A 13,588-nucleotide genomic window follows, 5' to 3' on the forward strand; every position below is an offset into this window, starting at 1 on the left:
CGCATGCATACCACACGAGCATTGCCGCCGCGCGCCGACTTCGGCTACCAGGTCCTGGTGGCGCCCTACCAGGTCACCGGTGCCGCGCTGAACGCCACGCGCGGCTACTTTGGCCTGACCATGAGCAAGACCATGCCGTTCGGTTCGGTGCGCGACGACGAAGGCCATATCTATTCCTTCGTGCGTTCGCTGCTGGCGCCGCAAGGCACGCCCAATCCCACCCGTTTCCTGTACCAGTCAACCCGCCTTGACGGCGCCAACATCCGGCTCGACAAGGCGAAAATGGCGCTGCAGGCCTTGACGCCGATGCCGCTGCAAACCTTCGATGGCGAGTCGGTGCGCTGGAGCAGCGTGCAGGGTGAAACCGGCAACCCGTGGAGCATCAGCACGTCGGGCCAGCGGATGCACTGGCGCGAAGAAGGCTTGTTCGACTTGCAGGGACCGCTGATCGGCAGCGGCATGCAATGGTATCTGCCAGGCGTGGACTGGGGCACGTTTTACGTGTCGCAGCTGTACGACCTGTCCGGCACGGTGGAAGGCCGCCAGGTCAAGGGTGTGGTGGCGTTGGACCAGGTCTACCTGGCCGAGGGCGGCGCGATCCACTTCCAAAAGGACCTGGTGGTCAACAACCAGATGCACGTGATCTGGTGGTCGTTCGCCACCATCTACAAGGATGGCACGTTCGACGCGGGATCGTTCATGGTCGGACATGACCGCCTCGGTTATGCCATCTTGATGAACGAGAGCGGCGAAGTGCGCAGCACCACGCGGGTCGAGGGCAACGTCCGGCATGTGCCGGGCAGTTATTTCGCGGCGGAAGCGGTGGTGACCCTGGAAAATGGCGAACAGTGGGAATTCTTGCCGGACCCGAAGGGGCACATGATCGATTTTGTTGGTGGTTTCCCCATCACGGCGCAGCAGGAAGGGCGCTGGCGCCGCGTGGGCGACACCCGCGAGCCGGACCGCTGGATGGCGTGGGGCGAGTCGGACCGCAGGAATGGCACCGCGCGCAATGTACGCGGCGCCGATTTGTAGATCAATACGACGAATACGGCACCGTCGCCACCTGGTTCACCCCAGGTTTGCTCCAGTCACACACCCCGGCCGGGAAGATCGCGGCCAGCGCCTTCTTCTCGGCGTCGCTGAACGTCACCTTGTAGTCGCTATAGGCGATCGGTTTCAGCTGGCATTTCAGGATGTCGGCCGCCACCGGACCACCCGCCTCGATGCGCGGCGCGGTATACGATGGCCAGATCGCGTTGCACTGCCCGCCCGTGGTGCCCAGGGTCTGGGGCTCCGCGATGAATTGCGGCGTGGTGGATTTGGTGAAGCAGCCATCGACCGCTTCCGCCGGCTTCCTGGCAATCACCTTGTCGCGCTGCGGCAGTGCCGAGCCGTCGGCCTTGACCGCCTCCATCCATTTCACGAACGCGCTCCAGCTCTTGCTGGCGGACGCCTGGCCCACCGCCGCGTTATCGGCGGCCGGCGTGGTGAACAAATCCGTGAACGACACGCCGCCGCGCCACATCACGTGGTTGCGCGTATCGCCGCCATTCCTGCCGGCCAGGCGCTCGCGCACGGCGAAGTGGAACCACTGGTAGTGGTAATAATGGTCTTCGTCGTAGTAGACGCTGGTGTCAAAAATCGGAATCGACGACAGCCCGGCGCCGGCGCCCAGTTGCAGGCCGCTCTGGTAGGCGCGCAGGATGGAGCCCTCGTCGCCCGCCACCCGGCCGGCGATGTAATTGCCGTCGATATCGACGCCGCCCACCTTCTGGTTCAAGTCGAGGAATTGCGCCACCGTGATGGTCCCCTTGTTCAGCGCGGCCAGGCCGTATTGCACGCCAACGTTGTCATAAGGCCGTTTGGCAAAGCCGGTGGCGCTGTCGACACCGTAGATATTGCGGGCGATGTCAAACACGGTCGGACGCGCGCCCTTGGGATTGTTGACCGGATCGTAGCGCAGGCCGGGCGGCACGGCGGCGCTCCACACCGCCGACTTGTAGCCGCCGATGAATGGACTGGCGGGGATAGCGTCGACACGGTTCGGCACCGGGTCGGTGCGGCCCGATTGCAGCGCCAGGTCATACCAGGCGCGCGCGGTCTTGTGGCCGGACACCGCCGTCATTTGCGCCTCGGTCAACCCGGAACCATTGTTCTTCAACAGGTAATTGCTGAGCAGCTTGGCGTCCAGGCTGGAGACTGAAATCGACAGCGCGTCCGGGAACGTGGCGTTGACATAGACGCCGTCGAACAGGCCGGGGAAGGCGTCCGCCACCTGCAGGCTGGTATAGGCGCCGCCGGAGGTGCCGACGCTGACCGTGTAATCGGGCACGCCATAGGTCTTAATAAAATGTTCCTTGCCCATCATGGTGGTTTCACCGGCCAGCGTGGCGTTGCAACTGTTGGTCGGGTGGTTCAGCGAATTGTTGAACACCGCGTAGCCTTCGCCCAGGCGCGCCAGGTTGTCGCCAGTCAGCACGCTGACGCCCAGCGCGGCGCCCTGCACGTACCAGCCGCCCGCGCAACCGGTGCCGTGCACGGCGATCAGGCGCTTGTTCCAGCCCTTGGGCGGCGCCAGCGGAGTGGGCGTGCCATCCTTCGTCGGGTCGAACAGCACCGCGTTCTGGTATATCCCCCGGTTCATGGTGCCGGTTTCCACCCGCACCACGAACGGCACGGCCACCCCCGCCGTGGTGGTGGTGGTGGCGACGTCGGCCGGCAGCGCCTGGGGATTGGGCAGCGGCTTGAGCGCGCCGCCAGCGGTCGAGCGGTAGACGTAGTTCACCCGGGTGGCGGGATCAGGGTATGGCGACCCCAATGGCACCGCGCCCTGGCTGCCGATCGCGCGCAGCGTCGACAGCACCAGGCGACTGACCTCGACTTCCGACGACAGGTCCAGGGGAACCGGCGCGCCCGGAATCCGGACCCGCCCTTGCGCGCGCACGAAGAAACCGGACTGGGGGTGGCTTTGCACCACACCCGCGCTTTCCAGCAACGTATACGCCTTCAGCACGGTGGTGATGCTCACGCCGCGATTCTGGCTGGCTTGCCGCACCGACGGGATCCGTTCGCCTGGCCGCAGTACGCCGCGCGCAACCTGGTCCTGGATTTCGGCGGCAACACGTTCATACAGTTTCACAACAGGCCTCCGGGCGATGGCTGTGCAGTATAGCGTAACTGTATTCCTCCAACTGTACTCCTGTTCCATCCTGCCATGTGTGCCCCCGGCGCAACCGCGGCGCGTTCTAGACTTGTGCTGATGACTTGCGCATATTGACCAGGAGGCTACATGGACGACCATCTCAACGAAGGCCATATCGCGCCTTACCCCCACGCCGCCGCAGGCTGGGGCGCCCTCAAGCATGTCGCGCTGAACCTTTGGCGCGAGCGCGTCAAGGCAACCGACTTCCGCATGCTGCTGGAGCAGAACCAGCACGGCGGCTTCGATTGCCCCGGCTGCGCCTGGCCGGACCGCGAGCATGCGTCAACCTTTGAATTTTGCGAAAACGGGGTGAAAGCGGTGGCGGCGGAAGCCACCAGCAAGCGCGCCACCCCCGCCCTGTTCGCCCGGTATACGGTGACGCAGTTGTTGCAGCAATCCGATTATGAACTGGAACAGCACGGCCGCCTGACCACGCCGCTGGCCTATCACGCCGAGACCGACCGTTACCAGCCGGTCAGCTGGGACGCTGCGTTCCAACTGATCGCCGGCCATTTGAATAGCCTGGACAACCCGGACCGCGCGGCCTTTTATGCATCGGGCCGCGCCAGCAACGAAGCGGCCTTCCTGTACCAACTGTTCGTGCGCGCCTACGGCACCAACAATTTTCCCGACTGTTCCAACATGTGCCACGAGCCGACCAGCCGAGGCTTGCCGCAGACGGTGGGCGTGGGCAAAGGCACGGTGACCCTGGACGACTTCGAGCACGCCGACACGGTCCTGATCTTTGGCCAAAACCCGGCCACCAACCACCCGCGCATGCTGGGCGAGTTGCGCGACTGCGCGAAACGCGGCGCGGTGATCGTCTCCATCAATCCGCTGCGCGAACGCGGGCTGGAACGCTTCACCAGTCCGCAACATGCGTCCGAAATGCTGACCGGCGCCAGCACGCGCATCAGTTCGATGTTCATCCAGCCGCGCCTGAGCGGTGACTTTGCCTTGATCAAGGCGCTCGCCAAGCGCACGCTGGAGCTCGATGACTGGGCGGCTGCTGCCGGGAGGCCCCGCATCCTGGACGTGGCGTTCATCGCCGAACACACGACGGGGTTCGACGCTTTCACGGCCGACCTGCGCGCCGAGCCATGGGAATTGCTGATCGCGGAGTCCGGTGTTGCGCGCGACCGGATCGAAGCGCTGGCGCAGGTGTTTGTCAAAGGCGCCAATATCATCGCTACCTGGGGCATGGGACTGACGCAGCACCGCAATTCCGTGCAGGCGGTGACGATGCTGTCAAACCTGATGATGATGCGCGGCCAGATCGGCCGCCGCGGCGCCGGCCTGTGCCCGGTGCGCGGCCATTCGAACGTCCAGGGTAACCGCACGGTAGGGATCGAAGAAAAGCCCGGCGGCGCGTTTCTCGACAGGCTGGGCCAGGTCTTTCAATTTACCCCGCCGCGCCATCATGGCCATGACGTGGTGGCGACCATTGAAGCCATGCTGGCCGGCGACGTCAAGGTCTTCGTGGGACTCGGCGGCAACTTCGCCGTGGCGGCGCCCGATACCCCGCGCACCTTCGAGGCGTTGCGGCGCTGCGACCTGACTGTGCACATGGCCACCAAGCTCAATCGCAGCCACCTGGTGCACGGCCACGACGCGCTGATCCTGCCCGTGCTGGGCCGCACGGAAATCGACCTGCAGGATGGCGTGGCGCAGGGTGTGACGGTGGAGGATTCGATGAGCATGGTGCACCTGTCTTATGGCGGCAACCAGCCGGCATCGCCCGACCTGCTGTCGGAAACCGCAATCGTGGCGCGCATGGCGGAAGCCACGCTGGGCAAATTCCCGGTGGACTGGCGCTGGTACGCGGCCGACTACAGCCGCATCCGCGACGCCATCGCGCAAGTGTTCGACGCCTTTTACGATTACAACGAACGGGTGGCCAAACCGGGCGGCTTTCACCTCGGGGTGGCGTCGCGTGACCGCCGCTGGAACACCGCCAGCGGCCGCGCGCAATTCATCGTCAATCCGCTCGATCTGGATACGCCGCTGCATCGGGCCCGCGCGCTGCACGGCGACAAGCTGATGACCCTGATGACCACCCGATCGCACGACCAGTACAACACCACCATCTATGGCATGGACGACCGCTATCGGGGCGTGTTCGGCACGCGCCGCGTGGTATTCGCCAACGCGGCCGATATCGCCATGCTGGGCTTCCAGGATGGCGACTGGGTCGACCTCGAGACCGCGTGGGAAGATGGCGTGCCGCGCCGGGCGGACCGCTTCCGGCTAGTCCCTTACGACATCCCCCGCGGCTGCCTGGCGGCTTATTATCCCGAAACCAATCCGCTGGTGCCGCTGGACAGCGTGGCGCTGGGCGCGGGCACGCCGACGTCGAAATCGATCCCGGTGCTGCTGCGGGCCTCCGCCTGACCGGCCGCATATTGAACACAGCCGCCCTGGCGGCAAAAGCCCAGCAGGGCCATGCCGGCCTGTTGGGCCAGGTCGATCGCCAGCGTGCTGGGTGCGGATATCGCCGCCAGCATGGGGATGCCCATGCGCGCGGCCTTGCGCACCAGTTCATAGCTGGCGCGGCTCGACATCAATACAAATCCGTCCCGCAGGGCATTTACGCCGACTTCCAGCGCGAGGTGCCCAATCAGCTTGTCGAGCGCATTGTGCCGCCCCACGTCTTCGCGCACGGTGCGCACGGCGCCATCGAATGCGCACCACGCCGCCGCGTGCACGCCGCCGGTCTGGTGCATCAGCCGCTGGAATCCCGGCAACTCCCGGACCGCCCGCGCCACCGCCGCCGCCATGTCGAAGCGGGGTGGCGGCAAGACGCGTTCGGGCTGCAGCCGGATCCATCCGTCGCAACAGCCATCGGTGCGCTGGCGCTGGCCGACTATGCAAATCGAGCAAGGCCAGGCTTTCGATTCCGCACAGGCCGCAGCCAGTGCGCCCCGCCAGTGAACGGCGCCTCCCCTTCAATGCATGGAATGCCTGCTGCGAAATGGTCATGCGCACTTCCGCGCCCATGGCGTGCCACCGTGGTTCGATATCGTAAATGTCGTCCACCGTGGCCACGATACCCTCGGTCAGGGCAAAGCCGGCGCCAAACGCGGCCAGGTCGGCGGGCGTGGCCATCATCACCGCGTGGGAGATCCCGTTGAAGACCAGCGCCACCGGCATTTCCTCGGCGACCATATCCAGCGCGCCGTGGCCGGCTTGATTCCCTTCCTGGTCAAACCGGAGCGCCGTCCGTTGCCGGGCGCCATACCGCTCATCGTTCAGGTCGCAATCCATGCCATGCTCCAAAGTGTTTTGCGCAGTGTGGCGGCAAACGCGTTGGTGCGGCAGGTACAGTGGGGCGGAGTATGGGGGAGTACAGTGGGGACAATGTGGGCTGCCCGAATGGAAGCGGTCGATTCGAATGGCCTCGCGCCCGTTGGGGGCTCTGTCTTCGAATCCCACTGCTTCCGTCCGTCCGGAGCATTAACCTCGATAGATGACGCATGCTGTGCGCGCCCTCGGCGCGCAGCGCTGGCGCGTTGCGCCAGCAGTTAGTTGCCATACGTCCACAGAACGCTCCGTACGACTCCCAATGTACCAGTTGCAGTATAAATCGGCGATTGATTGTACGGCAAACGTCTCCCGGCGAATCCAAGAATATACTGGAAGCTCACCTTCGTTTGTGGGTAGGTGGTATTTGTAGGTAGGAGCGCGGACGGAAATGGGCAGGCAGGCATTAACGGTTCTTGGTGTCAATGCCAAGAAAAGCCCCGGATATTACAGCGACGGCGGCGGACTATACCTGCAGGTGTCCCCAACCGGGACCAAGTCATGGATTTTCCGCTTCACTCTTCGCGGTCGTGCACGCGAAATGGGCCTCGGGTCCATTGCAGAAAAGCCGCTGGCACAAGCACGAGACGAAGCGTCAAAGTGCCGCCAACTAGTACGCGACGGAATCGATCCGATCACACAGCGGGACAGTCTGCGCGAAGCCGCCGTCACGGCAATTCAAAATACGCGTACATTCCGCGAATGTGCCGTCGAGTATCACCGAACCCATAGTTCCGCATGGCGCAATCCTAAACATACCAAGCAATGGATCGACTCCCTCAGCAGATTCGCGTTCCCCATTATCGGCGATAAAGACGTCAACCAGATCGGCAAAGCTGAAATACTCGCCGTCCTGGAACCGATCTGGGTTACGTTCCACGAAACAGCCTCCCGGGTACGGCAACGTATCAAAGCTATCCTTGACTGGGCAGCGGCACGCGACTTCAGGACACGCCAAGACCCGCATTTATGGGATCAGCTCGCACGAGCTCTGCCGCATCGGCCGGACCTGCGAAAGCCTCACCATTTTGCCGCGTGTCCTTATGAGCAAGTCGCCTCCGTCATCCGCGCCATCCATGAGTGTGGCGCTGCCGTTTGTATTAAGCACGCGATGGAATTTTCAATTCTGACAGCATCCCGAGTGGGGATGGTACGCTTCGCCAGGTGGGAAGAATTTGACCTGGCAAAGGGCCGATGGACAATACCTGCCGAGCGCATGAAGGCGCGACGCGAACATCGCGTCCCGCTTGCGCCGCGCGCATTGGAGATAATAAAAGCGCGTGCAGAAAGCCGCATTCACCTCTATGGCCTGGTGTTCCCATCCCCCAGCGGTAAACCGTACAGTGACATGGCGTACACCATGCAGCTCAGGAAACTTTGGATGGATTGGACCATGCACGGATTTCGTTCAACATTCAGGGACTGGGCTGCCGAACAGACATCGTTCCCGGCAGAAGTGTGCGAAGCTGCGCTAGCACATGCGCTTAAAGATGCAACTGAGGCAGCCTACTTTCGCAGTGATCTATACGAGAAGCGGCGCGAGCTCATGGAAGCATGGGCGCGATTCTGCACTGAGCTGTAATTTCGGCCATGGCTGCGTGCCAAAAAACATCGGCCCTGCTATCGAGCCGGGCAGTCTATGAAAAAACGGATTTGTGGGGAGCTTCAAAGGCAAATTCAGGTATGAAGCCGAGACCGTGAATATGTCCGTTGGCGCAAGGGAGCGTAACTAGTTGTTGAGAATTGGCGACATTCTTTATATGCGTACTCCGGCACTGTGTAGCTGGTGCAATAAGCTAAGGAAATGCCAGCATAAGACTCGCGCCGCCATGGACTACACCATTTAAGGCTGGGCACCATCGCCGTGACATCACAATACGCCGACGTAGTTTTCTGCGAGCGCTGTCGCCAACTGGTGAGACGCCACAATGTTTTCCAGCTCCGCGCGCTGCATCTGGCGCTCGAACGGCGTGGCATCGGCGAACGTGTGCATCAGGCGAGCCATCCACCGGTGCGCTGGCGGGCCAATTCGCGAAAATCGCCGGCGCACGCGTGGTCGGTATCGCCGGCGGCCCCGACAAGTGCCGCTTTGTCCGCGACGAACTGGGCTTTGATGTCTGCATCGACTACAAGGCCGGCAACTTGCAGGCGGCGCTGCGCGACGCCTGCCCGCAGGGCGTGGACGTGTACTACGAAAATGTGGGCGGAGAGGTGCAAAAGGCAGCCTTCGCCGACTTGAACGATTTCGCCCGCGTCGCGCTGTGCGGGCAGGTGGCGCAGTATTCCGGCGAGGGCGAAGCGCCCGGCCCCAACCTGATGGGGCTGGTGCTGAAACGCGCCACAGTGCGCGGCTTCCTCGCCATGGACCATATGCAGCGCCATGCAGAATTCATCCGCGACGCCAGCCGATGGTATGCCGAAGGCCGCCTGCGGCACCACGCCACCGTCACACAGGGACTGAGCCACATCCACGAGGCGATCAATTCGCTGGTAACCGGACGCAATATCGGCAAGCAGCTGTGCCAGGTGGACGATGAGCGGTCACCCGGCGCACCGGGCTATACGACTGGCCTATAAAGGATATTGGAAATCGTCATTGGCCTTGGAAAGCGTGGGATCATATGATGCATTGCATCAATCACGCATTCAGGAGTTTCCCATGTCGATCCTCGCCTACCTTCCAGCCGTGCTCGCTACCATCGGTATTGCCCTGCGTTTCTGGCAGTCGCGCGAAGCAGCTCCAGTGATCCGTGCGGCGACGCCGCAGGATGGATACGTGACTGGGCGGCCGGTAAAAAAGGCGGCAGTTCTGCAGTGTGAGATGGTCGGGGCATGATTTTTGGCGAGTCCAGCAGCGGGCATTTTTGTTATCGGTTCCTGTCTTCGCCAAATTAGGCCAACGATCCGAATCAGAACGATTGACCCACGAAATTAATCTGGCTGCTCCGCCACTACTTGCCGTCCGCAATGATGGCAATAGCCGACATGGTTTTCCTTGGGGCCGCCATCGGCGAATGACCATGATTCACCACATGCACTAGCCCATGCGCCGCTTTCATCAGCGTGTTGCGTCCAGAGGCAGCCTGGTGCATTCGTGGTGCCGCCGCGGTGCCAAACCATCATGGAAAGAACACCTACATCTACCGGGTTCCCCTTCTGCACATGGTCAGCCAGCAGCAACTGTAGATCTTCGACGGGGAACTGCATTGAGTTGCTCCAGCCACCGCGGCCCTTGGCACGGCCAATAGCCATTTTCTCCTTCATCGCAGCGGCGTACAAGTCGACAGCGATGTCGTCAGGGTGTGTGGCTGTTACCTGTGTCGTAGCTATCATCATTTTTCAACTCCTTAAGTCTTGTCCCGGCCAGCGACTAAGCACTGGCCGGGATGCTGTTTCTCGTTCCGTCACTCGATGGCGATATCTTCCAATACCATCGCATTGCCATGGATATGTAAGTCTTTTACGTCCATTTGCTTCTTACGCGGCCAGGCACGGTAGATTTCGGTAGCGGCGCGATTGATTGGCAGGCTAAGTGCAATACCGTTCTCGTTGACGAGCATGCACGTGCGCTTACCCTCATACATTACCCATACGAACTCCCGGCCGCCTTGCAAAAAATCCTCGCAAGCGCTGTAGTCGGGAACAGTATCAGCTGCTTCGATGCGGTTCGCGCCGTAAACTGATAAATAGTGAATTCGTCCCATATTAGATCCTTACGCCGGCTCTCGACCGGCTATTGTGCGTCTGGCCCGACGCAGTTCTTCCTTTTGGCTGTTGGTACTGCGACTGCCGCCAATTGGTAATTCTGGCGGTTTACATGCCATCACCGCGCAGCCATCCTTTCCTTCACCCAGGCGTCAATCTCTGCCCGAACCCAACCTGAGGAACGACCGGAAAGCTTGACCTGCCTGGGAAACTCCCCCTTCCGGATCGCTTTGTAGATTGCAGCCCGTGATATGCCACAGGCAGCGGCAACCTCAGGCAAACGCATGATGTGTAAGCTCGATGTCAATGGCTGTTCCTGCATTGCGACCTCCTTAAGTAAATTGAAACAAGTCTTATCGGCGCTGGAGTCAATCAGCCCCGAGCCAGCAGCCGCGGCATTGCGGCCACATGCGCAATCGAATTGCTGTCACTTGTGACTGACTAAACTGGCGATTGGACTTCACCGGAATGCACCATAAGTACGGAGCTGGATGCTCCAGCAGTGAAGCTATACCGCAGTGCCGTCGTTGCAAGGCTATGCTTGACGAACTGTAGACATGCCCCAGGATAGGCCAGGGGCACTGCTCGCAAATCTGGAAACAGCAATCAGCGAGTTGCTTTGGTATCAGGCTGTACATGTCTCAGGGTCAGTCGCCATAGCCGGCACTTCCTCCTGCCACGCGGCACCACGCGCCAGCACAAGCCGGTGGCCAGTACGCAGTATCCATGCACCATCCCGCCAGTGCGCGTCCCAAAGCGCCTGCAACGTCAGCGATAGCCCTTTCTGTCCGTGGACATCAGCCAGCTCTGCCCAGCATACTTCGGAATCAGGATCAACCCATCGCTCATGTTCGGACAAGAACTCCACTACCTCGATCCCATACCATAGCTGTGGATCGAACGTTGCGCCCAGCGTAGAAAATGCAGCGAGCATTTCGGGCCGGCAGGACAACAGCCCAGCCGAAACTCGCGTACCTCGCTCCAGTTGCGCTAGAAATTCCTGTGCTATGATTTTCCGCAGCAATACAAGTTTGCTTAGCCGGGTGCCGTTGTATTCGAATGCGGTCGCACTCAGAAGCTGCAGGAAGATGTTGGGCTTTTCGGCAAGCAGCCGATACCGGTGTATCAAGATCTCCATCCCGAGTTTGCAGTCGACCCAGGTCCAGTAATTCTGGCCCGTGCCAAGTTGCTGCACTTCGGCGGACCAGTGTGCGCGCGTATGAACAGGATGGTCGACTCGCTGCCCACAACTGTCGTGGCCAAAGCCCGCAACTAGCCATTCCCAGTTCACGCACTGTGCCGTGTAACGCGATTCAAACAGCACGTTACGGTCGGCGTTCCTGATTGCGTGCATGACGTCCCATGCGCGACGCAGATCGGCATTGGGAGAGAAATATGCGACGACGACATTGGCTAGATAGTTGCGGCAAGTTCTCAGATCCGGGATAGCGCGTGTTGCCCGGATATGCGCGGCAAACCACTCGCCGAACTGGCGGCAAACCTGGTGTTCGAAACCGCCGGAGCGGTGAAGCTGTATATCCAGATTTTCAGTAATGGCATGCTCGATCTTTGCCAGGTATAGCGCGTGTTGCGCCACCTCTTCGACCAGGTCCTTATGGCCGCGTCCATACATCGACAAAGTACACTCGTACTCTGTGGCCTGCATGCCATTCACAAAGAATGCAGCAAACACGCAGGTTGAAAGGAACACCTCGTCCGTGTCCAAGTAAGTCTTGCTATCCATTAGTGCTACCTCCGAAATACGCAGGCGGTCCCCAACAGGGAACGACCCGCTTGGGTTGATGTGTCCTGCATGACGCAGGTGCTGAAGGGGACGTAAGTACGGCGGTTAGTGAGAACACGTCGGCATGAAGCTGTGCGACATATCCCGGCGCAGCAGGAGAATCCTGTCGCCTGACCGCTGAAAGGTCTATCGAATGCTGGTTTGGCTCATGCCGAGGCATGAAGGTCGGATGCCAGCTACCGTGAAAAGCGTGCTTTCCTGGAACTGCGCTCAACAGAACGCTGCCGGGAAATGCGCCGCAAACGGTGCCGGAAATTGATATTGAGGTCTTACTCTGCCGCGTTCGCGGCTGGTCCGAAGGCTTGCCTGAGCTACAGGGCTAGCTACTGTATGTCCAATCTAGGATTGGCACGTGACGATGTCAAATCCACTGCCCCGAAAAGCACCGTCCAATGCGCTATTGCCCTCGGGGGGCGTTTCTCCTTTCGTCGCTCGGGTCAGCACCTAGCGGCGCTACACTTTCCACCGCAATAAAAAAACTATCCTGTGAATCCAGCCACCGCAGTACCCATGGAAATTGTTTAATGAACGTCGGTGCTTCCCGCTGCAGCAGCAGCGTCAGTTCCCGATTTTCATTGATACGCTTACGCAGACCGCCTTCGGTATGCGTGAGTATTTCTGTGATGCGGTTTAAGGTATATCTGCATGATTGGTGCATGGATCCTCCCCGCCACCAGCCCCATCATTTGGATCTGGGCGCACTTCCATTTCAACAGTATTCATCTGCGCCGCAACTACGGTCGTTCCGACGTCATTGTCTGCCTCCCGCGTCGGCATACTGGCGCCTGCGAACAACTCATCCACCAAAGTGTCAGGTTGGAGCGGCAGCATGGCTGCTTCATCGGGCGCTTCCGATGGTGCAAGAGTCGGCGTCGGACTGGCCGCCCGTATGCGCTTCTGCAAGCCTGCACGAACTGCCCGGGCGGTGCTCGATATTTCGCGTACGCCTCGTTTTGCTCGCGTCTTTCTCAAGTTCATGTCGTGCTTGGCCATGACTTCGTCAATGACCAGCGTCTCCAACATCGGCATTAACTGATCCACCTTCTCGATCAATTCGAGATAGCGGCGCCCCAGCTTCGAAATCACCTTCGCCTCGAGGCTGAGCACCTCGACGTCGTATGTGGCAAGCGATGCGATGCCGTTCCGGCGGCAGATTTCGTCGGCCTCTGCAATTGCTGAATTGAGCTTTTCCGTGTGGCTGGCCACCAGCTCGTATAACTTTTCTTCGGCTTTGCCGATGTCTTCAGCCGGTAGCGACAATGGCGCAATCACGGAAATAAAGTGGGTATTGAGTTGGGTTGTATTGAAAAAGCGGATATACAAGCGCTTGCCTTCAGGGCTGTAGAGTAATACAGGCAATTTTCGACTGGCGGACTCGACCCTTCTGAAATCCGCCTTCGCTTCGCGTGCGATCAGGCGGGCATTCATCTCGCCATGGTCATCTTTGGTAATCGAGCGGTCGTCCATGATGCCCTCCTGAAGTCGAACTGCGACTGCCCTCAGTATTCGCACATTGCTGCCAGCGCTTCCACCCGAAATGGTCGCGAATCGGCGCTGATTTCGACATCGCACCG

11 protein-coding genes and 2 pseudogenes are annotated in these 13,588 nt (G+C 60.7%); 5 read left to right on the plus strand and 8 right to left on the minus strand.

Features of this window, described 5'->3' with window-relative positions; all coding sequences use genetic code 11:
* Nucleotides 1–3: 3 nt before the first annotated feature.
* Entirely contained in the window at nt 4–1,035 is a 1,032-nt protein-coding gene (locus tag GJ700_RS02280; protein ID WP_154371016.1) for a hypothetical protein, read from the plus strand.
* A 1-nt stretch (nt 1,036) separates the two neighbouring features.
* Here GJ700_RS02280 and GJ700_RS02285 read toward each other — a convergent pair whose 3' ends face one another.
* The gene (locus GJ700_RS02285; RefSeq protein WP_371867788.1) at nt 1,037–3,142 is read right to left on the minus strand and encodes a DUF6351 family protein; all 2,106 of its coding nucleotides are present in this window, start codon (nt 3,140–3,142) and stop codon (nt 1,037–1,039) included.
* A 150-nt stretch (nt 3,143–3,292) separates the two neighbouring features.
* Between GJ700_RS02285 and GJ700_RS02290 the strand changes: the two genes are divergently transcribed.
* Nucleotides 3,293–5,596: an FdhF/YdeP family oxidoreductase gene (locus GJ700_RS02290; protein ID WP_154371018.1), complete on the plus strand. Its 2,304-nt coding sequence runs from the start codon at nt 3,293–3,295 to the stop codon at nt 5,594–5,596.
* Here GJ700_RS02290 and GJ700_RS02295 read toward each other — a convergent pair.
* Nucleotides 5,494–6,469, minus strand: a pseudogene (locus GJ700_RS02295) (formate dehydrogenase accessory sulfurtransferase FdhD). The gene GJ700_RS02290 and the pseudogene GJ700_RS02295 sit on opposite strands and share 103 nt — an antisense overlap.
* Before the next feature lie 427 nt (nt 6,470–6,896).
* Between GJ700_RS02295 and GJ700_RS02300 the strand changes: the two are divergent.
* Entirely contained in the window at nt 6,897–8,087 is a 1,191-nt protein-coding gene (locus GJ700_RS02300) for a tyrosine-type recombinase/integrase (protein WP_154371019.1), read from the plus strand.
* 288 nt (nt 8,088–8,375) lie between these two features.
* Here GJ700_RS02300 and GJ700_RS02305 read toward each other — a convergent pair.
* Nucleotides 8,376–8,513, minus strand: a pseudogene (locus GJ700_RS02305) (4-hydroxybenzoate 3-monooxygenase); the annotation flags it as partial.
* Between the two features lie 8 nt (nt 8,514–8,521).
* Here GJ700_RS02305 and GJ700_RS34905 point away from each other — a divergent pair.
* Together GJ700_RS34905 and GJ700_RS02310 are read left to right on the plus strand one after the other, a co-directional pair.
* Nucleotides 8,522–9,082, plus strand: coding sequence for an MDR family NADP-dependent oxidoreductase (locus GJ700_RS34905; RefSeq protein WP_229506762.1), 561 nt, complete (start codon nt 8,522–8,524; stop codon nt 9,080–9,082).
* An 82-nt stretch (nt 9,083–9,164) separates the two neighbouring features.
* Nucleotides 9,165–9,341 carry a hypothetical protein gene (locus GJ700_RS02310; RefSeq protein ID WP_154371020.1) on the plus strand — a complete coding sequence of 59 codons (177 nt, stop codon included), beginning with the start codon at nt 9,165–9,167 and terminating at the stop codon, nt 9,339–9,341.
* A 95-nt stretch (nt 9,342–9,436) separates the two neighbouring features.
* On the opposite strand, the gene GJ700_RS34910 is transcribed toward GJ700_RS02310, so the two are convergent.
* The 5 genes from GJ700_RS34910 to GJ700_RS02340 form a co-directional block, all read right to left on the minus strand.
* On the minus strand, nt 9,437–9,841 hold the full coding sequence (locus GJ700_RS34910; protein WP_195763750.1) for a hypothetical protein: 405 nt from the start codon (nt 9,839–9,841) through the stop codon (nt 9,437–9,439).
* 68 nt (nt 9,842–9,909) lie between these two features.
* Complete coding sequence (locus tag GJ700_RS02320; RefSeq protein WP_154371021.1) at nt 9,910–10,209, minus strand: hypothetical protein; 300 nt, start codon at nt 10,207–10,209, stop codon at nt 9,910–9,912.
* A gap of 119 nt (nt 10,210–10,328) precedes the next feature.
* Complete coding sequence (locus GJ700_RS02325; protein WP_154371022.1) at nt 10,329–10,532, minus strand: helix-turn-helix transcriptional regulator; 204 nt, start codon at nt 10,530–10,532, stop codon at nt 10,329–10,331.
* Nucleotides 10,533–10,835: 303 nt separating this feature from the next.
* On the minus strand, nt 10,836–11,954 hold the full coding sequence (locus GJ700_RS02330; RefSeq protein ID WP_154371023.1) for a hypothetical protein: 1,119 nt from the start codon (nt 11,952–11,954) through the stop codon (nt 10,836–10,838).
* Nucleotides 11,955–12,644: 690 nt separating this feature from the next.
* Nucleotides 12,645–13,481: a DUF1845 domain-containing protein gene (locus GJ700_RS02340; protein WP_154371025.1), complete on the minus strand. Its 837-nt coding sequence runs from the start codon at nt 13,479–13,481 to the stop codon at nt 12,645–12,647.
* Nucleotides 13,482–13,588 lie beyond the last annotated feature (107 nt).

The sequence above is a fragment of the Pseudoduganella rivuli genome, assembly GCF_009674485.1.
Taxonomy (GTDB): domain Bacteria; phylum Pseudomonadota; class Gammaproteobacteria; order Burkholderiales; family Burkholderiaceae_D; genus Rugamonas; species Rugamonas rivuli_B.